The organism is Sphingomonas sp., from assembly GCF_042096255.1.
In the GTDB taxonomy this organism is placed as follows: Bacteria; Pseudomonadota; Alphaproteobacteria; order Sphingomonadales; family Sphingomonadaceae; genus Sphingomonas.
The window spans coordinates 1-20,211 of sequence record NZ_JBELLZ010000033.1; the positions used below are offsets into that span (position 1 = coordinate 1).

Annotated in this window: 23 protein-coding genes and 1 tRNA gene; 16 read left to right on the forward strand and 8 right to left on the reverse strand. The window is 65.6% G+C overall.

Translation table 11 applies throughout. The features are described 5' to 3' along the window. Both ACFDTH_RS08205 and ACFDTH_RS08210 read right to left on the reverse strand, forming a co-directional pair. Nucleotides 1–1,064 (reverse strand): L-aspartate oxidase (locus ACFDTH_RS08205; protein ID WP_375287046.1); only part of this gene is annotated, 1,064 nt, incomplete at its 3' end. Nucleotides 1,065–1,197: 133 nt separating this feature from the next. Then, nucleotides 1,198–2,454: a sulfotransferase gene (locus tag ACFDTH_RS08210; RefSeq protein WP_375287047.1), complete on the reverse strand. Its 1,257-nt coding sequence runs from the start codon at nucleotides 2,452–2,454 to the stop codon at nucleotides 1,198–1,200. 127 nt (nucleotides 2,455–2,581) lie between these two features. Between ACFDTH_RS08210 and ACFDTH_RS08215 the strand changes: the two genes are divergently transcribed. Beyond that, nucleotides 2,582–4,348, forward strand: a complete 1,767-nt coding sequence (locus tag ACFDTH_RS08215) for a calcium-binding protein (protein WP_375287048.1) — start codon at nucleotides 2,582–2,584, stop codon at nucleotides 4,346–4,348. 137 nt (nucleotides 4,349–4,485) lie between these two features. Here ACFDTH_RS08215 and ACFDTH_RS08220 read toward each other — a convergent pair whose 3' ends face one another. Further along, nucleotides 4,486–5,415, reverse strand: a complete 930-nt coding sequence (locus tag ACFDTH_RS08220; protein WP_375287049.1) for an ABC transporter ATP-binding protein — start codon at nucleotides 5,413–5,415, stop codon at nucleotides 4,486–4,488. Between the two features lie 66 nt (nucleotides 5,416–5,481). Here ACFDTH_RS08220 and ACFDTH_RS08225 point away from each other — a divergent pair, with 66 nt between their 5' ends. After that, nucleotides 5,482–5,715, forward strand: coding sequence for a zinc-finger domain-containing protein (locus ACFDTH_RS08225; protein ID WP_375287050.1), 234 nt, complete (start codon nucleotides 5,482–5,484; stop codon nucleotides 5,713–5,715). A 47-nt stretch (nucleotides 5,716–5,762) separates the two neighbouring features. Beyond that, nucleotides 5,763–7,187: a metalloprotease TldD gene (gene tldD / locus ACFDTH_RS08230; protein ID WP_375287051.1), complete on the forward strand. Its 1,425-nt coding sequence runs from the start codon at nucleotides 5,763–5,765 to the stop codon at nucleotides 7,185–7,187. Nucleotides 7,188–7,205: 18 nt separating this feature from the next. Here tldD and ACFDTH_RS08235 read toward each other — a convergent pair whose 3' ends face one another. Both ACFDTH_RS08235 and ACFDTH_RS08240 read right to left on the reverse strand, forming a co-directional pair. After that, the gene (locus ACFDTH_RS08235) at nucleotides 7,206–7,502 is read right to left on the reverse strand and encodes a CcdB family protein (protein WP_375287052.1); all 297 of its coding nucleotides are present in this window, start codon (nucleotides 7,500–7,502) and stop codon (nucleotides 7,206–7,208) included. Continuing rightward, a complete protein-coding gene (locus ACFDTH_RS08240) occupies nucleotides 7,502–7,747 on the reverse strand; it encodes a type II toxin-antitoxin system CcdA family antitoxin (protein ID WP_375287053.1) in 246 nt (81 codons plus the stop codon). Before ACFDTH_RS08240 ends, ACFDTH_RS08235 begins: the two co-directional genes overlap by 1 nt. Nucleotides 7,748–7,795: 48 nt before the next feature. Between ACFDTH_RS08240 and ACFDTH_RS08245 the strand changes: the two genes are divergently transcribed. The 5 genes from ACFDTH_RS08245 (at nucleotide 7,796) to ACFDTH_RS08265 (ending at nucleotide 10,791) form a co-directional block, all read left to right on the forward strand. Beyond that, nucleotides 7,796–8,347 carry a pyridoxamine 5'-phosphate oxidase family protein gene (locus tag ACFDTH_RS08245; protein ID WP_375287054.1) on the forward strand — a complete coding sequence of 184 codons (552 nt, stop codon included), beginning with the start codon at nucleotides 7,796–7,798 and terminating at the stop codon, nucleotides 8,345–8,347. Further along, nucleotides 8,347–8,547 carry a DUF2007 domain-containing protein gene (locus ACFDTH_RS08250; RefSeq protein WP_375287055.1) on the forward strand — a complete coding sequence of 67 codons (201 nt, stop codon included), beginning with the start codon at nucleotides 8,347–8,349 and terminating at the stop codon, nucleotides 8,545–8,547. The genes ACFDTH_RS08245 and ACFDTH_RS08250 overlap by 1 nt, the downstream gene beginning before the upstream one ends. 139 nt (nucleotides 8,548–8,686) lie before the next feature. Next, nucleotides 8,687–9,025: a P-II family nitrogen regulator gene (locus ACFDTH_RS08255; protein WP_375287056.1), complete on the forward strand. Its 339-nt coding sequence runs from the start codon at nucleotides 8,687–8,689 to the stop codon at nucleotides 9,023–9,025. Between the two features lie 15 nt (nucleotides 9,026–9,040). Further along, nucleotides 9,041–10,537, forward strand: coding sequence for an ammonium transporter (locus tag ACFDTH_RS08260; RefSeq protein WP_375287057.1), 1,497 nt, complete (start codon nucleotides 9,041–9,043; stop codon nucleotides 10,535–10,537). Between the two features lie 179 nt (nucleotides 10,538–10,716). After that, nucleotides 10,717–10,791, forward strand: a tRNA-Phe gene (locus tag ACFDTH_RS08265). Nucleotides 10,792–10,810: 19 nt separating this feature from the next. Here the strand turns inward: ACFDTH_RS08265 and ACFDTH_RS08270 are convergent. Beyond that, the gene (locus tag ACFDTH_RS08270; protein ID WP_375287058.1) at nucleotides 10,811–11,176 is read right to left on the reverse strand and encodes a putative quinol monooxygenase; all 366 of its coding nucleotides are present in this window, start codon (nucleotides 11,174–11,176) and stop codon (nucleotides 10,811–10,813) included. 54 nt (nucleotides 11,177–11,230) lie between these two features. Continuing rightward, the gene (locus ACFDTH_RS08275; protein WP_375287059.1) at nucleotides 11,231–11,926 is read right to left on the reverse strand and encodes a type 1 glutamine amidotransferase domain-containing protein; all 696 of its coding nucleotides are present in this window, start codon (nucleotides 11,924–11,926) and stop codon (nucleotides 11,231–11,233) included. Nucleotides 11,927–12,081: 155 nt separating this feature from the next. Here ACFDTH_RS08275 and ACFDTH_RS08280 point away from each other — a divergent pair, with 155 nt between their 5' ends. From ACFDTH_RS08280 to ACFDTH_RS08295, 4 genes are all read left to right on the forward strand, one after another. Next, nucleotides 12,082–12,975: an AraC family transcriptional regulator N-terminal domain-containing protein gene (locus ACFDTH_RS08280; protein ID WP_375287060.1), complete on the forward strand. Its 894-nt coding sequence runs from the start codon at nucleotides 12,082–12,084 to the stop codon at nucleotides 12,973–12,975. 138 nt (nucleotides 12,976–13,113) lie between these two features. Continuing rightward, nucleotides 13,114–13,818 (forward strand): peptidylprolyl isomerase, encoded by a 705-nt coding sequence (locus ACFDTH_RS08285; protein ID WP_375287061.1) that lies wholly within the window; start codon nucleotides 13,114–13,116, stop codon nucleotides 13,816–13,818. Beyond that, nucleotides 13,818–14,870 (forward strand): tRNA preQ1(34) S-adenosylmethionine ribosyltransferase-isomerase QueA, encoded by a 1,053-nt coding sequence (gene queA / locus ACFDTH_RS08290; protein WP_375287062.1) that lies wholly within the window; start codon nucleotides 13,818–13,820, stop codon nucleotides 14,868–14,870. The genes ACFDTH_RS08285 and queA overlap by 1 nt, the downstream gene beginning before the upstream one ends. A gap of 456 nt (nucleotides 14,871–15,326) precedes the next feature. After that, complete coding sequence (locus tag ACFDTH_RS08295; protein ID WP_375287063.1) at nucleotides 15,327–17,117, forward strand: N-6 DNA methylase; 1,791 nt, start codon at nucleotides 15,327–15,329, stop codon at nucleotides 17,115–17,117. Here the strand turns inward: ACFDTH_RS08295 and ACFDTH_RS08300 are convergent. Next, nucleotides 17,110–17,919, reverse strand: coding sequence for a hypothetical protein (locus tag ACFDTH_RS08300; protein ID WP_375287064.1), 810 nt, complete (start codon nucleotides 17,917–17,919; stop codon nucleotides 17,110–17,112). The genes ACFDTH_RS08295 and ACFDTH_RS08300 overlap by 8 nt on opposite strands. Nucleotides 17,920–18,537: 618 nt before the next feature. Between ACFDTH_RS08300 and ACFDTH_RS08305 the strand changes: the two genes are divergently transcribed. From ACFDTH_RS08305 to ACFDTH_RS08320, 4 genes are all read left to right on the forward strand, one after another. Beyond that, a complete protein-coding gene (locus ACFDTH_RS08305; RefSeq protein WP_375287065.1) occupies nucleotides 18,538–18,981 on the forward strand; it encodes a hypothetical protein in 444 nt (147 codons plus the stop codon). A gap of 69 nt (nucleotides 18,982–19,050) precedes the next feature. Beyond that, nucleotides 19,051–19,434: a hypothetical protein gene (locus ACFDTH_RS08310; protein ID WP_375287066.1), complete on the forward strand. Its 384-nt coding sequence runs from the start codon at nucleotides 19,051–19,053 to the stop codon at nucleotides 19,432–19,434. A 131-nt stretch (nucleotides 19,435–19,565) separates the two neighbouring features. Further along, nucleotides 19,566–19,958 carry a hypothetical protein gene (locus ACFDTH_RS08315; RefSeq protein WP_375287067.1) on the forward strand — a complete coding sequence of 131 codons (393 nt, stop codon included), beginning with the start codon at nucleotides 19,566–19,568 and terminating at the stop codon, nucleotides 19,956–19,958. After that, a complete protein-coding gene (locus ACFDTH_RS08320; protein ID WP_375287068.1) occupies nucleotides 19,955–20,188 on the forward strand; it encodes a hypothetical protein in 234 nt (77 codons plus the stop codon). The genes ACFDTH_RS08315 and ACFDTH_RS08320 overlap by 4 nt, the downstream gene beginning before the upstream one ends. The last annotated feature ends 23 nt before the right edge of the window (nucleotides 20,189–20,211 follow it).

The window sequence follows — 20,211 nt, forward strand, 5'->3', positions numbered from 1 at the left end:
CCGTCGCGGTCGATGACGATGCCGCCGCAGGTGTAATGCTGCGCGGGCACCACCGGGATCGGCCCGGTGGTCATGTCGATGCCGAGGCCGATCAGTTTCTCGTGGATGTTGGGGAAATGCCCCCGGACGAAATCGGCCGGCATGTGGCTGATGTCGAGGTGGACGTAATCGAGGCCGTAGCGCTTGATCTCGGCGTCGATCGCGCGCGCCACCACGTCGCGCGGGGCCAGCTCCATCCGCTCGGCATCGTAATAGGCCATGAAGCGCTTGCCGGTGGTCGGGTTGATCAGCCGCCCGCCCTCGCCGCGCACCGCCTCGGTGATCAGGAAGTTCTTGACGTCGAGATTGTATAGGCAGGTCGGGTGGAACTGCATCATCTCCATGTTGGAGATGCGGCAGCCCGCGCGCCACGCCATCGCGATCCCGTCCCCGGTCGCGCCGCGCGGCGCGGTGGAGAAGAGGTAGGTGCGCCCCGCCCCGCCGGTCGCCAGGATGGTGGCGCGGGCGGTGAACAGCTCCACCCGCCCGGTCTCGCGGTTGACCGCATAGACTCCCCACACGTTGCCTGCGCCCGAATAGCGCGCCTCGTGGCGCGAGGTGGCGAGGTCGACGCCCACCCGATCGGGCACCATCGTGATATTGGGATGCGCCTGCGCGGCGCGCAGCAGCGCCTGCTGCACCGCCCAGCCGGTCGCGTCGTCGACATGGACGATGCGACGGTGCGAATGCCCGCCCTCGCGCGTCAGGTGCAGCGCGCCATCCTCCTCGGCGAAGGGTACGCCGAGTTGCTGGAGCCGCGCGATCGCGGCGGGGGCGTTCTCGATCACGAACTCGACGATGTCGCGGTCGTTGAGCCCCGCGCCCGCGACCATCGTGTCCTCGACATGGCTCTCGAACGTGTCGCCCGCTTCCAGCACCGCGGCGATGCCGCCCTGGGCCCAGGCGGTGGAGCCCTCGTCCAGCCGGCCCTTGGCGATCACGGTGACGCGGAAGCGATCCGCCAGGTTCAGCGCGGCGGTGAGCCCGGCGGCGCCCGAGCCGACGATCAGGACGTCGCTGTTCATCAGCGCGCCTCCGGGGACGAATTGAGACGGTTGAGGCGCTCGCGCGCATCACGGGGATGAGACGAATTGAGGCGGTTGAGGCGGTTGAGGCGCTGCAACGGTGCGGAGGGGGCGTCAGGTGCGGAAGAGCGGATCATCCCTCCAGCATGGCACGAAACACCGGATGTAGGACAGGGGGCGATGGGGACAGCGCACGCTCGACGTCCGTGCGGTCGAGCCCGAAGTCGGCAAGGTCGTAACGGTGCGCATCGAGCCGGCGATGGTGGGGCCGCGCCAGATAGCGCGCCATCCGCGCCGCCACCTCCGGCAGCAGCGGCAGGCCGAGCATCGCATAGACGCGTGCCATCTCGCCTCGCCAGTCGGCGCCGATCGCCTGATAAGAGACCTCGACGCGTGGTGCGTTCGCCTCGGCGAGCGCCGCCGCCATGCGATGGCGGCGCAGCGCCACCTTGCGCAGCCACTCGCGGCCGATCCAGCGCGGGTCGACCGCTTCGGACTGGAGCCGCATCTGGCTGTGGACCAGCGACGCCGCCGAGGCGACCAGCGCGTCGGGCTCGCGGTCGAGCACCACCAGCCGCGCGTCGGGGAAGGCCGAGAGCACCGCGGGCAGGTCCTGCGTCATCTGCGGCAGCTTCAGGATCCAAGGTCGCGTCGTCCGGTCGCGCCGCAGCCAGGCGACGGTCTGGAGCAGGCGGCGGAACTCCCGATAGATGGGCACGGTGTCCTCCGCCTCGCCATGCGCGGCAAAGCCGGGCACGCGCCACTGCGCCTCCAGCGCGCTGCCGAAGATCGAGACGTTGTGGAAGCCGATCTCCTCGTCCGCCTGGCGAGTGGTGGCGGGGTGGATCGCGTCGAACTCCGGCGAAAGCCAGCGCGCGCAGCGCAGCGCCACCCAGCCGCGCAGGTAGCGATCGTCGGCGCCGCCGGTTCGCGTCGGCACCGGGTTCCAGCTTTCGTAGAAGCGGGTGAAGGCAAGCCGCGGGTCGCACGCGAGCAGCCGCTGCATCCGCGTGCTGCCCGATCGCATCTGGCCCAGCACGATGATCGGCGTGGGCACCGGTACATCAAGGATGTCCGGGTGGCGCCGCCAAAGCGCATGCATGCGCAGCCGGTTGGCGAGCGCGGCGACGAGCTGGCCATGCGCGATCGTCCGGCCCAGTCCGGTCAGCGCGGCATCGGCATGCAGGCCTTCGACCAGCAGGTCCAGCCGCTCGCGCCAGCCGATATCGTCGCCCGCGTTGGCCAGGCCCGTCTTGGCGCGGGCGCGGGCGAGCAGCGCCTCGGGCTCCAGCGGCGGGCGCTCCAGCCAGCCTCGCCGCCACGCCGTTTCGAGCGAACGGTTGGCGAAAACGACGCGGGCGGTGCCGGACCGGTCGGAAGCGCGGAGCATGGCCGCTCTTGCGATGTTCGGCACCGCATCGCAACCGCCCGCATCACCGTCGGTCTGCAATATGGTGGCGCTATGGTACGGCTCGCGGCAGCGGACAGCGAGTCGAAGCGGGCCGGCGGAGAGCGACATGGCGCGGTACAATGGCACCACGGGCGATGACAGCTATTATGGCACCAGGGCCGATGATATCATATTCGGGTTCGGCGGTAACGACCGGCTGTCCGGTGGGGATGGAAACGATCGGATCGATGCGGGCCTGGGCAGCGATCTGGTCGATGGCGGCGCTGGGTTCGACACGCTGGTTGTCGACTTCAGCTCCCGACCGGCGGGCGCGCAGACCTACGAGGTGCGCTCGACCGCGCAGGGTTTCGAAGGCGATTTCCGGCTGGCGGACGCGCTGGTCCGATTCGAGCGGATCGAAGCGCTGAAGGTGACCCTGGGCACGCAGGACGACCTCGTCCGGCTCGACCTCGCGGCTTTGGCAATGGGCGGCGCCGTAGCGATCGACGCTGGCGCGGGGGACGACCTCCTGATCGCCGACTTCGGTGCGCTGCAGGACCTTCGGCTGGTTCCCGACGCGAACGGACTGATCGGGTCAGACATGCGCTTCGCCGGCTTCGAGACGTATCGGTTCGCGCTGGCGAGCGGCACCAACCGGGTGAAGGGAGGCGCCGGATACGACGGCTTCATCAGCAAGGGCAGCGTCGACACGATCGATTGCGGTGACGGCAGCGACTTCTACTCCACGGAGTTGAGCGGGGGTCCGATCTCCGTGCTGATCGATGATTTCACCCTGGCCATTTCCAACGGCACCCGCGTGCGTGCGGTGGAGAGCGTCGGCCTTACGCTCGGCGCCGAAGCCGATGTGGTCAGGATCGGACGGATCGACACGGCGGTGGTCTATGCCGGGGAGGGCGACGATCGTATTCGGATCAACGACGCGGGCATGGCATATGCCTATGGCGGCGGCGGCGACGACACCGTCATCGTGCACGGCAGCCGAAGCCAGGTCCTGGGCGATGCCGGGCATGATCGGCTGGTGATCGACTACCGCGCCTTTTCCGTCGCGACCGACAAGGGAAGCCGCGTCGCGGCGTCTGACAGCGGACTGTCCGGCGACATCGTGCGGACCAGGGGTCAGGCGACCGACTTCAGCGGCGTGGAGGAGGTGCGGGCGTATCTGACGCGCGGAAACGACACGCTGGTGGTGGATGGCTCCGTGCCCGCGAGCGCTTTCGTGCTGCGCGTGGATGCGGGCCCAGGCGATGACACGCTGGACCTGGACCTGCGATTGCTCGCGGGCGTGTCGCTGCGGATGACCGGCGGCGGCACCCTTGACCTGAAGGACCAGTCGTTCACCGGTTTCGAGACTCTCGCCATCACCACCGGTGCGGGCGACAACCGGGTGATCGCCGGCCGCGGAGACGACGTGTTGTCGGGCGATCCCGGCCGTGACGGGATGAACGGGCGTGACACCTTCTTCGGCCGAGGCGGGGACGACCAGCTGTTCGGAGGGCGCGGCGGTGACGTGCTGGCGGGCGGAAACGGGCGTGACGTGCTGGACGGCGGCGCGGGCACGGACCGGCTCTTCGGCGGCAAGGGCGCCGACCTGTTCGTCTTTGTCGCGGACCCGTCTGGCGTTGCCGTCGACACGATCGCGGACTTCAGCGCAGCCGAGGGCGACAGGATCGACGTGAGCGAGGCGCTTCGGGATGCGCGGTTCACCTTCATCGGCGAGGCGGCATTCGACGGCGATCCGAACGTGCTGCGCGTGGAGGCGAACGGAGATGGCAGCTTCACCCTGCAAGGCGACGTCAACTCCGATCGCATTGCCGACCTCGTCATCCGCGTTGTCTCCGACACCCTGCTGCAGGCGGCCGACATCATCCTCTAACCGCATCGAATTGTTGCTGGCCGGCAGCCCGCGGTTGGCGGGGCGGGTGATCGCTCGGCTACCGTACTTCGGGATCACGCCGTTGCTGATCGGCGGAGCGCGCGTCTGGTCGGGCATCAACGCGCGGTTCTGAGCGGTCAGGCAGCGCGCGTCAGGCTGAGGAACACGTCTTCGAGGTCCGCCTCGCGGGTGGAGACGTCGACGATGCCGAAGCCGGCGCGCTGCACCGCGTCCAGCACCTCGCCCGCGTTCACCTTGTCCTTGCCATAGACGATCGAAAGCGTGCGATCGCCCTTGAGCTCGATCTTCTGGAAGCAGGGCGCGGCGGGGAGCGCGGCGACTTCGCGGTCGACCGTCACCTCGACGAGCTTCTCGGTGGCGCGGCCGACCAGCGTCCGCGTCGGCTCGTTGGCGACGACCTGGCCGTGGTTGATGATCGCGATCCGGTCGCACAGCTCCTCGGCCTCTTCGAGATAGTGGGTGGTCAGCACCACCGTCACCCCGCCGGCGTTCAGCTCGCGCACATAGGCCCACAGCTGCTGGCGCAGCTCGATATCGACGCCCGCGGTTGGCTCGTCGAGCACCAGCACCGGCGGCTGGTGGACCATCGCCTTGGCCACCATCAGCCGCCGCTTCATGCCGCCCGAGAGGGTGCGGGCATAGGCGTTGGCCTTGTCCTCCAGGTGCACCGCGCGCAGCAGGTCCATGCTGCGGCGCTCTGCCTTGGGCACGCCGTACAGCCCCGCCTGGATCTCCAGCGTCTCGATCGGGGTGAAGAAGGGGTCGAACAGGATCTCCTGGTTGACGATGCCGATCGACGCCTTGGCGTTGCGCGGGTGCGCGTCGATGTCGAACCCCCAGATCGAGGCCGCGCCGCTGGTCTTGTTGACCAGCCCGGCAAGGATGTTGATCAGCGTCGACTTGCCCGCGCCATTGGGGCCGAGCAGGCCGAAGATCTGCCCTCGGGGCACATCGAACGTCACCCCGTCCAGCGCGCGCTTGCCGCCCTGATAGGTCTTGCACAGGTCGCGGATCGAGATGGCGGCGTCGAGGGGCTCGGGGGTCATGCGCGGCGCGTTACGCGCGTGCGGGCGCGATTGCTAGGCAGGGGCGCGGTTGATATTGGCGCGGGCATGATCGCCCCTCCGCAAGTCACCCGCGTCTCCACCCCCCGCGTCGCCTGCGACGGCGCGCATGACGGGATCGCCCCGGCGCTCGGCCATCCGCGCGTCTGGCTCCAGATCGACGCCGACGAGGGCTATGTCGATTGCGGTTATTGCGACCGCCGCTTCGTGCTGATCGGCGGGCCGGCGGACGGCGCCGACCAGGCGACGCTGCCGGATATCTCGGAGGGTGCGTCGGTCTGAACCAAGGCGAAGGTGGCGCCCCGCGGTAAGCCGCTTATATCAGGCCGATGACCGCACCTGATCCCCGCAGCTTTCTGTATCGCGACTCCCTCGATCCCGATGCCGCCCAGCGCCTCACCGCCGAGGCGCTCGGCCGGGCCGATGATGGCGAGCTCTACCTGCAATATCGTCGCGCCGAGGCGTTCGGGTTCGATGACGGGCGGCTGAAGACCGCCAGCTACGATACCAATGCGGGCTTCGGGCTGCGCGCGGTCTCGGGCGAGATGACCGCTTTCGCCCATGCCAACGAACTGTCCGAGGCCGCGATCAAGCGCGCTGCCGAGACGATGGCGCTGATCGATCCGAGCGCACAGCCCAAGGCGCCGCCGCCGCAGCGGACCAACCGCCACCTCTATACCGATGGCGATCCGCTCAATCTCGTCCCTTTCGCCGACAAGGTGAACCTTTGCCAGACGATCGACGCCGCGGCGCGCGCGCGTGATCCGCGCGTCGTGCAGGTCTCGGTGGGGCTCAGCGGAACCTGGAGCGTGGTGGAGATCGTCCGTCCCGACGGGTTCGTCGCCACCGACGTGCGCCCGCTGGTCCGCCTCAACGTCCAGATCGTCGCCGAGCAGAACGGCCGGCGCGAGACGGGCAGCTTCGGGATCGGCGGCCGCTATCTCTACGACTCGCTGTTCGACGAGAAGACCTGGAACCGGGCGATCGACGAGGCGCTGACGCAGGCTTTGGTGAACCTCGAGTCGGTTGCCGCGCCGGCGGGCGAGTTCACCGTGCTGCTCGGGCCGGGCTGGCCGGGCGTGCTGCTGCACGAGGCGATCGGGCACGGGCTAGAAGGCGACTTCAACCGCAAGGGCACCAGCGCCTTCTCCGGCCGGATCGGCGAGCAGGTGGCGGCGCGCGGCATCACCATCGTCGACGATGGCTCGATCCCCGACCGGCGCGGTAGCCTGTCGATCGACGACGAGGGCACGCCGACGCGCGAGACGATCCTGATCGAGGACGGCTTCCTTAAAGGCTATATGCAAGACCGGCTCAACGCCCGGCTGATGGGCGTGCCCGCCACCGGCAACGGGCGTCGCGAGAGCTTCGCGCATGCGCCGATGCCGCGGATGACCAACACCTTCATGAAGGCGGGCCGCGACGATCCCGCCGAGCTGCTTTCGCGCGTGAAGAACGGCATCTTCGCCAAGAGCTTCGGCGGCGGCCAGGTGGACATCGTCTCGGGCAAGTTCGTGTTCAGCTGCACCGAAGCGTACAAAATCGAGAACGGCAAGCTCGGCGCGCCGATCAAGGGCGCGACGCTGATCGGCGACGGCCCGACCGTGCTGACCAAGGTGACCGGCGTCGGCCACGACTTCGCACTGGACGAGGGCGTGGGGATGTGCGGCAAGGGCGGGCAGAGCGTGCCCGCGGGCGTCGGCCAGCCGACGTTGCTGGTGGAGGGGCTGACGGTGGGCGGGACGGCGGCCTGAGCCGCTCCCCGAACAGGCTCAAACGCCGGTGAGCAGCATGTCGAAAGCGCCGATGATCTCGAACCGGTGCTGACCAAGATGCGCGACCCGCGCCCGCAGCTCGCCCGACGACACCGCCGCGGCAAACTGGGTCAGCATCACATAGGTCTGCCCATCCAGATCAAAGATCGGGTTGAGGTGCGGACGTCGTGGCGGCGCATCGACGAGCGCGATCAGCGGCGCCACGAGCCGGGTCTCCAGATACTCCATTGCTTCGGACTGGCAATCGAGCAGGAGTGTGCCATCGGACGCGCGAAACACGTCGAACTGCGCCATCAGAACAGGCGATACTTCTCGAGCGGAAGGCCATTCTGTTCCACCCAGCGGTTTACCGCCTCCGCCCAGCCGCGGTTCTCTTCCTTCCAGCGCCGATCCCGTTCGGTCTTGGCGGCATCGCGCAACGCGGCCTCGCACGTCCTCGACAGGTTGATGCCAGCGGCGCGCGCCGCTTCGACGACCCCCGTATCGAGCGAAAGGTTTACCGCTTTGCGCTTGCCGGTCGCGATTGGATCGTGCTTCATGCCTATGGTCTATGCGCATGACCCATGCGCGTCAACGCGGAGCCAGGCATGGCCAAGTTCTTCCCAGCCCTCACCGAAGAGCATCGCGCGTTCATCGCCAAGCAGCCGGTGTTCTTCGTCGCCACCACCGCGGAGGGCGCGCGGATCAACTTGAGCCCCAAGGGGATGGACACGTTCCGCGTACTGGACGATCGGGCAGTGGCCTATCTGGACGTGATCGGTTCGGGCAACGAGACCAATGCGCACCTGCTCGCCGACGGCCGGATCACCGTGATGTTCTGCGCCTTCGACCAGCCGGCGCTGATCTTCCGTATCTATGGCCGCGGCCGCGCGGTGCTGCCGCAGGACGCCGAGTGGAGCGCGCTGCACCCGCTGTTCCCCGCTTTGCCCGGCACCCGCCAAATCTTCGTGGTCGCGATCGACGAGGTGCAGACCTCGTGCGGCTGGGGCGTGCCGCAGATGGCCCTGGTGCGCGAGCGCGAGACGCTCAACAAATATAATGCGAAGTACACGCCGGAGACACTGCTCGCCGATTGGCAGTCGGAAGGCGCGCGCAGCATCGACGGCCTGCCGACCCGCCTGCCCGCGGCGCTGCCCTGATGGCGCTGGTGGAACTCGGCCGATTCGATCGCAACCTCGCCAACATCCTGGTGGGGCGACTCGCCAGCGAGGGGATCGACGCGGTCGCCTTCGATGGCGGCACCTCGATCGCCGACGGCAGCTGGCTGCTGATCCCCGTGCGCGTGATGGTGGATGAGGATGACCTCGTGCAAGCGCGCCGCATCATCGACGCCGCCTGAACTGCCCGAAAAAGCGGCACTCGCGCCGCGCTGCACAAAAACTAACGCCCGTTAACCTGTGTAACCAAGCTGTCACCGAGGAAACGCGGCTGGCACGACCGTTGCGTACCTTCGCCCCCGGGTAACGAAAGGGGGCGCGATGAAGCTGGTCATAGCAATCATCAAACCGTTCAAGCTGGACGAGGTGAGAGAAGCCCTCACCGGTGTCGGCGTGGCGGGGATGACGGTCACCGAGGTCAAGGGGTTCGGCCGTCAGAAGGGCCAGACCGAGATCTATCGTGGCGCCGAGTACAGCACCAACATGGTGCCCAAGATCAAGATCGAGATCGTCTGCGGCGCCGATGTCGCCGACCGGGTGGTGGAGGCGATCCAGTCCGCCGCGAACACCGGCGCGATCGGCGACGGCAAGATCTTCGTGCTCGACGTCGGCCAGGCGGTGCGCATCCGCACCGGCGAGACCGACGAGACCGCGCTTTAACCGGGGGGTTTGCGAATGAAGCTGTTGAAGTCGATCGCGGGTGCCGGCGGGCTGGGCCTCGGCCTCCTCGCCGCGCTGCCCGCCTGGGCACAGGAGGCGGCCGAGAATGCCGCCGACGCCGTGGGCAACGCCGCCGAAGCGGTGGTGAACACGGTGGCGCCCGCCGCCGCCGCGGCGCCGGCCGCGTTCACGCCGACCGCGGAAATGGTCAACAAGGGCGACGTCGCCTGGATGCTGGTCGCCTCCGCGCTAGTGCTGATGATGTCGGTGCCCGCACTGGCGCTGTTCTACGGCGGCCTGGTCCGCACCAAGAACATGCTCAGCGTGCTGATGCAGGTGCTGACCATCGTCTGCGTCGCCTCGCTGGTCTGGTTCGGCTGGGGCTATTCGATGGCCTTCACCTCCACCGGCACCCCCTTCCCCAAGCTGTTCGGCGGCTTGGACAAGGCGTTCCTGGCGGGCGTGTCGCCCACCACCTTCGCCGCGACCTTCTCCAACGGCATCTATCTGCCCGAATATGTCTTCGTGATCTTCCAGATGACCTTCGCCTGCATCACGCCGGCGCTGATCGTCGGCGCGTTCGCGGAACGGGTGAAGTTCACGCCGCTAATCCTGTTCGTGGTCGGGTGGCTGACTCTCGCCTATTTCCCGCTGGCGCACATGGTCTGGTATTGGGCGGGCCCGGACTTCCTCCACGCCGCGCCGGACGACAGCGGGCTCCTCTGGGGCTGGGGCGCGCTCGACTTCGCCGGTGGCACCGTGGTGCACATCAATGCCGGGATCGCGGGGCTGGTCGGCTGCCTCATCATCGGGCCCCGTTTGGGCTTCAAGCAGGAGCCGATGCCGCCCCACTCGCTGACCATGACCATGATCGGCGCATCGCTGCTGTGGGTGGGTTGGTTCGGCTTCAACGCGGGTTCGGGCCTGGAAGCGAACGCCTTCGGTGCACTGGCCTTCATCAACACCTTCACCGCCACTGCCGCGGCAGGTGTGGCCTGGGCGGTGATCGAGCAGATCGTCCACAAGAAGCCGTCGCTCTTGGGTGCGGCCTCGGGCGTGGTCGCCGGCCTCGTCGCGATCACCCCGGCGGCGGGCTTCGCCCACCCCGGCACCGCGATCATCCTGGGCGCGGTCGCCAGCGGCGTGTGCTTCGTCTTCGTCACCACCGTGAAGAACGCGCTCAAGTATGACGACACTTTGGACGTGTTCGGCATCCACTGCATTGGCGGCATCATCGGCGCGATCGGCACCGGCATCGTCGCCGACCCGGCGCTCGGCGGCCAGGGCTGGATCGACTACACCGCGCCGGTCGCCAAGGCCGGCGAGTACGATATGGCGGGCCAGGTGATCACCCAGATCTGGGCGGTCGGCACCACCGTGCTGTGGACCGGCGTGGTCAGCGCCGCGCTGTTCCTGGCGCTCAAATACACCATCGGGCTGCGTCCCACCGCCGAGGTCGAGGCCGAGGGCCTGGACATCAACGAGCACGGCGAGCGCGCCTACAACTACTGACCGGATCGGGCCGGCGGGCGCCAGACCCGCCACCCACCGACGTTCCTCCTGCGGACGACCTCAAGGCCCGGTACGGCAACGTACCGGGCCCTTTTTTGTGCGTGTCAGGCTGCACTAATCCGCTGGACAGCCCTTGCAGTGCCGCTTAAGGGAGCCGCCTTCCGATCGCGTATCGGAATGCCCGGGTAGCTCAGTGGTAGAGCAGACGACTGAAAATCGTCGTGTCGGTGGTTCGACTCCGCCCCTGGGCACCACTTCTTCCCTCTCCCCGTCTCAGGCGAACAGCTGTTTGGCAAACAGCACGTCGACCTTGCGGACCTGCGCAGGGCTGGCGAGAATCCGGTTCATGCGCGCCACATCGCGGAAGATGTCGCCCCCGCCACCGGCGACATGGGCGTCGCGCCCCGCGATGTTCGGGAACGCCTCGAAGATCGCGAACTGCGTCGCGGACAGGCGATAGGCATACCAGGGGCCGGTGGCAGGCTCGTGCTCGACGCAGGCCCGGATGTCCGCCAGCATCCGGATGACCTCGTCCTCGCACCCGGGCCGCGCCTCGATCAGGATCGAGAAGGCCTTGGCGCCATCCGCGCCATCGTCACCGGACATGACGACGCCGCGATGCGGAGTGGTGTTTGTCATGGAAGTTCTCCCGTGCGAGAGGACCGACGCGATCGGCCGGCCCCGCAATCGTGATCAGCGAAGCGCGGCGAGCACCGCATCGGCCAGCGGCGCGCTCGATGCCGGATTCTGGCCGCTGAGCAGGTTTCCGTCGGTGACGACACAGGCGCCCCAGTTCGGCCCCTTCTCATAGACCGCACCTGCTTCGCGCAGCGTTTGCGCCAGCAGCCATGGCGCATTGTCCGCGGTGCCCAGCTCGACTTCCTCCTCGTCGCTGAAGGCGGTCATCCGGCGACCGGCGAACAGCCACTTGCCCTCGGCGTCCTGCGCGGCGAGCAGCGCGGCCTGGCCGTGGCAGACCGGCGCGATGATCGTGCCCGAGCCCTGCGCCTCCACCAGCACCCGGCCCATGTCCGCATCCTTGTAGAGATCCTCGACCGGTCCGTGCCCGCCGGGGATCACCACCGCGTCATACTGCCGCGTGATCACGTCGGCGAGCACCAGTGGATGGGCAAGGCGGTCGGCGATGCGGTCGAGATAGGCGCGGAAGTGATCCACATTCTCCTGCCCCACCACCGCGGGGTTCATCGAATGCGGGTCGATCGTCGGCGCGACGCCCCCCGGCGTGGCGATGTCGACGGCACAGCCCGCCGCGACGAACGTCTCGTCCATGACGACGAACTCCTCCGCCCAGACACCGCTCTCGTACTTGGAGCCGTCCGCACGGGTCCAGGTTTCGGCGGCGGACAGAACGATCAAGATCTTGCGCATGTTCGGTCTCCTCGTTGCCGTGGCGAGGCCCGTCCTCGTCCGGCTCCCGGGATGTGGCGGCGAACGGACGGCCGCAGTTGCCCGAAGCTGGAGACGGCTTGCCTGATCCTCCGGATCCGCTTCGTGCGACACCCGGCCTGTAGTATGTGGCGGCCATGACCCAGCCGCTCCTGGAGGCGATCCGTCGCTACACCGAGGCCCATGCCGATCCGCTCGGCATCGCGCATGCGCCCATCCCGGGCCTGAGCCTGGTGCGGACCACCGCCACCGGGGAGCTGCAATATGGCATCCAGCGCCCGCTGATCTGCCTGGTCGTGCAGGGCACCAAGGACGTGACGATGGGCAGCCGCACGTTGGCGTTCAGCGGCGGCGATTCGATGCTGATCACCGCCGACGTGCCGACCGTAAGCCAGATCAGCCGCGCCAGCCGCATGGCTCCCTATCTCTCCTTCGCGCTGTACCTGAATCCGGCGCTGATCGCCGAGCTGTCGAACGAGATGAAGGCGGTGCCGATCGACGATCGTGCGCCGCTGACCCTGCAGCCGACCGATGCCGAGGTGGCCGACACCGCGCTGCGCATGGTGCGGCTGCTCGATCGGCCGGCCTCGATCCCGATGCTCAAGGCGCAGCTGGTGCGGGAGATGCACTATTGGCTCCTCGCTGGCCGGCATGGTCCCGCGATCCGCCACCTCGGCTTCCCCGACAGTCACGCCCGTCGGATCGCGCGGGCAGTGGAGGCGATCCGTTGCGACTATGCCTCGCCCCTTCCGGTCGAGCGGCTGGCGGCGCTTGCCGGCATGAGCCCCTCCACCTTCCACCATCATTTCCGGGCGGTCACCTCGCTGTCGCCGCTCCAGTTCCAGAAGCAGCTGCGCCTCATCGAGGCCCGGCGGATGATGCTGGCGGAGAGCGCACCCGCCAGCAACGCCGCTTATGCGGTGGGATATGAAAGCGTGCCCCAGTTCACGCGCGAGTATCGCCGGCTGTTCGGCAATCCTCCGGTACGGGACATCGCGGAGGCGCGGCGACGCGTCCGGGAGGCGGCATGATCGCTACCCGGGTGCAGCGGTCCTGACCGACGCGGCTCCGCTTTCGCGCGCAACGGAGCGCGGCGACGTTCACGTTGGCGCAAGCGACGGACTCGTCTAGGCGGGGGATCCTTGTTCCGCCTTGCTTGCCGGTGCCCGATGCGTCTTTCTTTCTGTCTTGTCCCCTGCCTCCTGTCCGCGACGCTCGCCGCCGCGCAGACGCCTCCACCCGCGGCCACGCCTGCGGAGCCGGCCCCCGCCCCGGCTGTCGCCAAAGCGGCCTCGGTGATCGCGCCCGCCGCGTCCGCCGAGAACCTCTGGCTGCTCGACCTGTCGGATGGCGGCCGCGTCTCGATCCAGCTGCGTCCCGACATCGCGCCGCAGATGGTGGAGCGGATCCGCACGCTCACCCGCCAGCGCTTCTATGACGGGCTCACCTTCCACCGGGTGATCGACGGCTTCATGGCTCAGGGCGGCGATCCGAAGGGCGACGGCACCGGCGGCTCGCAGCTTCCCGACCTGCCCGCCGAGTTCAACACGCTGCCGCATGTCCGCGGCGCGGTGGCGGCGGCGCGGGCGGAGAAGGAAAACAGCGCCAACAGCCAGTTCTACATCGTCCTCCAGCCGCGCCTCAGCCTCGACAAGAAATACACCGTGTTCGGCCGCGTGATCGACGGCATGGCCTATGTCGACGGGATCGAGAAGGGCGAGCCGCCGGCGAACCCGACGCGCATTCTCCACGCCTATATCGGTGCGGACAATCCGCCGCCGTACCAGGCCGCGCCTGCCGCTGCCCCCTCGCAGGAGCCCGCGCCCACCCTGCCGGGCACCCGGCCGAAGGCAAGCACGCCCCAGCCACGCTGATGCGCGTCGACCTGTTCGACTTCCAGCTGCCGCCCGAGCGGATCGCGCTGCGCCCGGCCGAGCCGCGCGACGCGGCCAGGATGCTGGTGGTGAACGACACCCTGATCGATCGCCACGTCCGCGACCTGCCCGATCTGCTGCGCGCGGGCGACCTGCTGGTCTTCAACGATACCCGCGTGATCCCCGCGCAGCTGGAGGGCACGCGCGGTTCGCATGGTGACGGTCCGCAAAGCGGTCCTGGGGCAAGGATCGGCGCGACCCTCCACAAGCGCGAGGGACCGCGCCGCTGGCGTGCCTTCGTCCGCAACGCGCGACGGCTGCGCGACGGCGACTCGATCGATTTCGGCGCCGGCGTTTCCGCCACGGCTTCCGATCGCGGCGCGGACGGCAGCTGGGCGCTCGACTTCGCGGGCGACGAGCCGGTCGAGCTGCTGCTGGAGCGCGCCGGGCGCATGCCACTGCCCCCCTATATCGCCGCGCGCCGCGCCGCCGACACGCGCGACGCCGACGATTACCAGACGATGTTCGCGCGCGAGCAGGGGGCGGTCGCTGCCCCCACTGCGGCGCTCCACTTCACCCCCGCGCTGATGGAGGCGCTGACAGCGCGCGGGATCGGTCATGCGACGCTGACGCTGCACGTCGGCGCGGGCACCTTCCTGCCGGTCAAGGCCGAGGACACCGCCGATCACGCGATGCACGCCGAATGGGGCCGCATCGACGCCGCCACCGCCGATCGGCTGAATGCCGTGCGTGCCGCGGGTGGCCGGGTGATCGCCTGCGGCACCACTTCGCTGCGCCTGATCGAGAGCGCCGCGGGCGAGGATGGCGTGATCCGCCCGTTCGAGGGCGACACGGCGATCTTCATCACCCCCGGCTACCGCTTTCGCGGCGTGGACGGCCTGCTGACCAACTTTCACCTCCCCCGCTCGACCCTGTTCATGCTGGTCTCGGCGCTGATGGGGCTGGAGCGGATGAAGGCGGCTTACGCCCATGCGATAGATAATGGCTATCGTTTCTATTCGTACGGGGATGCGTCGCTGTTGCTTCCGTAGCGTACTCTTGGTGGGGTGATGGTAGGCGCCCTATTATACGTGACTTCAACAAGGAGCGGTGGGCTAATCGTCTCCAACAGGACTTATTGTGAGAGCTGCCGTTAGTCTGAATTAAGCCGCTTTCGGCAGCGTGATCTAACGTAACTCAGGGGAAGCGCCGCGAATCTTGGGTGCACGGCAACAGGGCTGTTCATGCTGGTCAGCGCGCTGATGGGGCCGGAGCGGATGCAGGCGGCTTATGGCCAATCCATCGACCGCAAGTACCGCTCCTACTCCTAGGCGACGCTTCGCTGCTCCTTCCGTAAGCGGCTTCCTGTGGGTGGGGAGTGGGAGCGGCCTCAAAGTCCGGCGGCACCGGTCGCAGGCCGACTCGATCCTGGAGCGCTTCATCGCTCAATGGTAGCCAATCGTGCAAATTCGAACTAACGAAGAACGGAACATAGGGAGCACAGATCGATGGGCTTGAAAGTGACAGTAAGGCCCAAAAAGGCGCTTTCCGCCGATACCAAGCGTCCCATCGCGAACAAGGGCTCGTCGGCCCCCACGCAAGCGCTGATCACGCCCTCAGGCCGCTTCATGGCGCTCGACACCGATAAGCTTCGAGGGGGCTATTACACGCCCGCACCGGTTGCTCGGTGGCTTGCAGAATGGGCCATCCGGTCGGCAGACGAACGGATTTTGGAGCCGAGCTGTGGGGACGGCAATCTTATCATCGCTAGCATGGAGGTTCTCGCATCCCTTGGCGCCACATCGGATGCAATTGGACGGCAGGTGTCCGGAGTTGAGTTGACCACCGAAGAAGCGGCCAAGGCGCGCAACAGGGCTGCTGCCTTTGGCGATCATTGCTCCGAAGCCGTCGTGGTGGACGACTTTTTTGGATGGTTTGAACGGCGTTCTCAGCGATCGGATAGCGGCCATCTTTATGATGTCGCAATTGGTAATCCACCGTTCATTCGGTACCAGTCTTTTCCGGAGCCTGCGAGGACCAGAGCGATGTCGCTTATGTCTGCGGCGGGCCTTAAGCCAAACAAGCTCACGAATGTTTGGGTTCCGTTCGTGGTGGCGGCGGTGCAGTCCTTAAGAAAAGGTGGCCGACTAGCCTTCGTTATCCCAGCAGAGCTGTTGCAGGTTACTTACGCAGCTCAGCTGCGAAAGCTTCTGACGCAGCGATTTGACAGTATAACTCTGGTCTCGTGTAACGAGCTCTTTTTCGAAGGAGCAGAGCAAGAGGTTTTGCTGCTACTGGCGGAAGGTGCGCGAGCGAAAGCTGATACCGAAACCGCGTGTCAAGTAAGACTCGTCGAACGCAAGACGGTCGCAGACGTTGTTGCTACAACGCCAAGAGGCATTGCTAATGGCGTTGATGATAAGGCGGTGTGCGGCGATAGTGAGAAGTGGCTAAAGTATTTTCTTACGGCTTCTGAGATCCAGTTCATGCGGGAGCTTCGACTATCTCAAGTGGCGACTACGTTGTCCCACTTCGCGAGTGTTGATGTTGGGGTTGTAACTGGTAAGAACAAATTCTTTGTCCTTAGCCAGGCCGATCTACGGTCGTTGAACATCGAAGGTTGCTTCCTGAAGCTCGCGTCTAGATCGGCTCACCTGCGTGGGGCGATCTTTTCCGAGTCGGACTGGCAAAAACTCTATGACGCCGATGAGAGGGTCGCCCTACTGAACATACGTTCAGACATGAATAAGCTTACCGAGTCACAGACGAGCTATATTAGCGATGGCGAAAGGCACGGCTACCATCTTGGTTACAAGTGTAGCATCCGAAGCCCGTGGTATCATGTGCCTTCAATTTGGACGCCAGACGGCTTTCTGTTTCGCCAGATCTATGACTTTCCACGGTTTATCCGGAACGATGCCCATGCCTGCTCTACTGACACGATCCACAGATTGACTGTACACGGCTGCACAGCCGACGCTCTAATCAGCTCGGCATACACTTACATGACGGCCGCATCCGCCGAGATCGAAGGTCGATCATATGGAGGTGGCGTACTCGAACTCGAGCCTACAGAAGCCGAGCGCCTGTTGGTCCCGGCAAACGTCGACCACGCTTTACCACTGACCGAAATGGATAGCCTTCTCCGGCACCATGGTGTCGATGATCTACTACGACTTAACTCTCACAAAGTTCTGACGGAGGGTCTCGGCCTGTCCAGAGCCGATGTGAAACGGGCAGAGTCTATTTGGATCAAAATGAGAGACCGTAGGCGCGATCGTGGCCGGCGGGCTAGATGACCCCTGACCCGTCATCATTAGGCTCCGCCGCATCTGTAGCTTCTTCAATTTCGTGTGGTGGTAGGTTTCTGTAGCGATCTTGGTATGCGCTGTAGATGCGCTCGTGCATCGTTTCTAAGCGCAAGCCGCTTGAAGTGGGAGGGGACTGCTGATCTATCGAACCGTCTTCAGGGTTCCAAATAACTAGGCTTATTGCTTCAGCAAGGTGATGCTGATCGAGCTCATCGTCTCGTGATCCGAGACGCTCCAATGTTCTAATCAACGCTTGCTCTTGGGCATGTTGTAGAGCCGGCCTTGGTAAAGCAATAATAAAGTTTACGATGCAGTAAGGAAACCTGGTATGGACGGTCGACGCTTCTGTAGCCAGATCGTTGATCATGTTTTGCCAGTTTTTCCTGATACTACTAGCATCGTTCAACGTCTTGCTATCATAGACCACTCTCGGGCCGTCTGGCCTATAAGCAGCATCATAATTCTGGGGCCTGATGCCGCCAACAACGCGAGTTTTTCCAACCTCTACAACATCCGGAGCAGGTGGAAGAAGCGAGTTGTCGAGCGGTTTTGCGACGCTGTTTCCTAACATCTCCGCAAGTGCAGCGCCATACGCGCTATCAAACACCATCCCGAAGTCCATGCCTTGCTTCTTGTCGAAGCAATTCGCCGCCTTCATCTTCGGTACAGGCGCATCGCCCTTCTTCTTCGGCTTAGTTGGCGATCCAGCCGTTCCTAGCCAAACTTGTCCCCAGTGGGCGAGCTGCGCCTGATCCAAGGCGAGTGCCGGCATTTCCTTCAATAGTCCCATTGGTTCGCCAACTCGTTGTCCGACTGCCCTCGTAGCGGCTCCACTGCTGCCGTGTCCAATGTTAGGCCGTGTCATTGGGCGCGCAGGTACTGCCATCTTATATGAAGGCTCAGCGGCCTTCCGGCGGCTTGCGGCACACCCCTATTGCGAATGCCGTCAAGCCTGACCATGATCGCTTTGCCTCCCGTGAAAGCCGGGGGGCGGGGCGTCGAAACCTCAACCTGTAGGAACTCGGTCGCGAACATTCGTTCGAGGCCGGGTGGCATGCGCGTATGTCCAGCCGGCAACGGTAAAGGCGCATGCGCCTGTGCCTACGGTCAGGTTTCGAACATCCGGCTTCGGCCGCCGCTCCCGAGAGGTACATAGGGGCGGCACGAGGGTCTGAGCCGAAGGTCGCTCCCGACGTAGGGCGACGACACCGATGCGGCACATACACACGGCACTTCGGCGCGACACCCTCGCCCGGGCGCGCGAAGCCGCAAGTCCGCAGCACATTCACCACCAAGGGAGAACACCATGCCTCTACGACGATGGGCGACGTGCGCTCGATACTCAGCCATCATAGCAGCTTCGATCTTCGCCCCGATCTCGGGAGCGTCAGGTCAATCAGCCGCCAGCGTGTGGACCTTCACCCAGAACGGCGGCACCTGCAAGGCTCAGCTGATCAACTCAACCGGCGCGACCCTCACCATACAGCGCCGCGCTTCCGAAGCCGATGAGGTAATCTTCGCCCTTTCCAACCCTGCCTGGCAGCTGGAGGTCGGCTCGACAAGGATGCTCAGAGTACGCCATCATTTTCCTGCATTCCGTGACAGTTCAGGCAGAATCGAGCCAGCATCTTACATCGACGATCCGCTGTTCGAGGCGGAGGTGGTGCGTGTTGGTAATAATGTCGCGATTGCGTTTGCACGTAGCAAACAGACGTTTGACACTTATCTGTCCGGATCGGAGATAGGAGGCCGTATTGCCATATACTTCGGCGACACGGCCCTTACCGACTGGGTAAGGCTAAGCGGTCTTGTAACTACCTCGCTGAACCGCTGTAGCAATCCGTTCCGCTAGTTTAACAATAACCGCTTACTCGTAGCCCTCGGCCTAACCGCCGGGGGCTTTTTGATTTTGGAGACCCTCATGATCAACATCACCGATTTCAAGTCTCTTGCCCGCGTTCTTGACTCACCAGTCGACGCCGCCGTCAAGACGCTTCTGTTACGGCGGCGGGATCAACTCCTCGCCGACACAGGCGACGAGTACGACCTCGGCGAACTCGTCCACTTCATCGTGGTCGATCCAGGCGACACGGTCGCTTGCATCGAGCATGCCGCCGGGTACCCCCTCGTCACCGCATCCGCCTTCGAATGGGTGGCCGCTCATGGGGGCTGGTACGAGGCCGTGACGATCCTGTCGGACGATGGGTTCGGCGTCGTCCTGCTAGTGCCTGACTGCGACGGTGCGGCTCCCGAACTGCTCCTGCTGCTCCGTCAGGCGGCACAGGGACACACAATCGCGCCGTAAGCGGTCCTCACCCGCACCCTCTCGGACGAGAAATCCGAGGAAAATCATCGAAACCGCCGCCCCGACGCGGCCCCGCAGCTCGCAAGGCACTCCGCCCCGCGGGCTTTTTCTTTGTCAGGAGAACACCCGCCATGATCACGATCTATGACCGCGCCTCCATGGCGCGCGTGCTGACGCTCGAGCTCGACTCGCAACTACATCGTATCCTCGAACGCCGCTTCGCCTCACTGGTCACGTCGGACGGCGACCTTACGGACTGGACCGAGTTCCTCGTCGTCGAGCCCGGCGATGGCGAGGACGACATTGTGCGGGAGGTTGGCTTCTCCCCTGTGATCGAGCCGGTCGACGGTGCCCGGTTCGGCACAAAGGGCTTTCGACCATTCTGGGATCACCTCGACCGCGAGGACGGTCACTTCGTAATGATCCAGAGCTTCGGCTCGACTTTCGCGTACGTGCTGATCATTCCGGACGCGGAGGGCATCTGGCCAGAACTGCTCCTCCTCTGCCGTCATTACGCCGTATGAGGCTGCTTGGCATCTTCATCACCGCCTGCGTTATCCTAGCTGCGGCGCAGGCGACGGCGGCAGTGCTGGTACTCTTTGTGCTGATCGGTCTGGTCTACAGCCTGTTCACCGCCCCTCGCGAAACGCTTGGGCTACTCGGCCTTATGGTGGTGGCGGGCTTGATCCAGGCTCAGCCCCTGGCTTTCCTTGGCGTGCTCGCTCTCCTCGTCGTCATGCGTCTGCGACACTGATGGCAGATGGTTATTGACACCGC

What these genes read in the sequence shown, in the direction of transcription:
- ACFDTH_RS08210 (WP_375287047.1), bottom strand. Translation starts at nt 2,454, where the DNA reads ATGCTCCGCGCTTCCGACCGGTCCGGCACCGCCCGCGTCGTTTTCGCC.
- ACFDTH_RS08215 (WP_375287048.1), top strand. Translation starts at nt 2,582, where the DNA reads ATGGCGCGGTACAATGGCACCACGGGCGATGACAGCTATTATGGCACC.
- ACFDTH_RS08220 (WP_375287049.1), bottom strand. Translation starts at nt 5,415, where the DNA reads ATGACCCCCGAGCCCCTCGACGCCGCCATCTCGATCCGCGACCTGTGC.
- ACFDTH_RS08225 (WP_375287050.1), top strand. Translation starts at nt 5,482, where the DNA reads ATGATCGCCCCTCCGCAAGTCACCCGCGTCTCCACCCCCCGCGTCGCC.
- tldD (WP_375287051.1), top strand. Translation starts at nt 5,763, where the DNA reads ATGACCGCACCTGATCCCCGCAGCTTTCTGTATCGCGACTCCCTCGAT.
- ACFDTH_RS08235 (WP_375287052.1), bottom strand. Translation starts at nt 7,502, where the DNA reads ATGGCGCAGTTCGACGTGTTTCGCGCGTCCGATGGCACACTCCTGCTC.
- ACFDTH_RS08240 (WP_375287053.1), bottom strand. Translation starts at nt 7,747, where the DNA reads ATGAAGCACGATCCAATCGCGACCGGCAAGCGCAAAGCGGTAAACCTT.
- ACFDTH_RS08245 (WP_375287054.1), top strand. Translation starts at nt 7,796, where the DNA reads ATGGCCAAGTTCTTCCCAGCCCTCACCGAAGAGCATCGCGCGTTCATC.
- ACFDTH_RS08250 (WP_375287055.1), top strand. Translation starts at nt 8,347, where the DNA reads ATGGCGCTGGTGGAACTCGGCCGATTCGATCGCAACCTCGCCAACATC.
- ACFDTH_RS08255 (WP_375287056.1), top strand. Translation starts at nt 8,687, where the DNA reads ATGAAGCTGGTCATAGCAATCATCAAACCGTTCAAGCTGGACGAGGTG.
- ACFDTH_RS08260 (WP_375287057.1), top strand. Translation starts at nt 9,041, where the DNA reads ATGAAGCTGTTGAAGTCGATCGCGGGTGCCGGCGGGCTGGGCCTCGGC.
- ACFDTH_RS08270 (WP_375287058.1), bottom strand. Translation starts at nt 11,176, where the DNA reads ATGACAAACACCACTCCGCATCGCGGCGTCGTCATGTCCGGTGACGAT.
- ACFDTH_RS08275 (WP_375287059.1), bottom strand. Translation starts at nt 11,926, where the DNA reads ATGCGCAAGATCTTGATCGTTCTGTCCGCCGCCGAAACCTGGACCCGT.
- ACFDTH_RS08280 (WP_375287060.1), top strand. Translation starts at nt 12,082, where the DNA reads ATGACCCAGCCGCTCCTGGAGGCGATCCGTCGCTACACCGAGGCCCAT.
- ACFDTH_RS08285 (WP_375287061.1), top strand. Translation starts at nt 13,114, where the DNA reads ATGCGTCTTTCTTTCTGTCTTGTCCCCTGCCTCCTGTCCGCGACGCTC.
- queA (WP_375287062.1), top strand. Translation starts at nt 13,818, where the DNA reads ATGCGCGTCGACCTGTTCGACTTCCAGCTGCCGCCCGAGCGGATCGCG.
- ACFDTH_RS08295 (WP_375287063.1), top strand. Translation starts at nt 15,327, where the DNA reads ATGGGCTTGAAAGTGACAGTAAGGCCCAAAAAGGCGCTTTCCGCCGAT.
- ACFDTH_RS08300 (WP_375287064.1), bottom strand. Translation starts at nt 17,919, where the DNA reads ATGGGACTATTGAAGGAAATGCCGGCACTCGCCTTGGATCAGGCGCAG.
- ACFDTH_RS08310 (WP_375287066.1), top strand. Translation starts at nt 19,051, where the DNA reads ATGATCAACATCACCGATTTCAAGTCTCTTGCCCGCGTTCTTGACTCA.
- ACFDTH_RS08315 (WP_375287067.1), top strand. Translation starts at nt 19,566, where the DNA reads ATGATCACGATCTATGACCGCGCCTCCATGGCGCGCGTGCTGACGCTC.
- ACFDTH_RS08320 (WP_375287068.1), top strand. Translation starts at nt 19,955, where the DNA reads ATGAGGCTGCTTGGCATCTTCATCACCGCCTGCGTTATCCTAGCTGCG.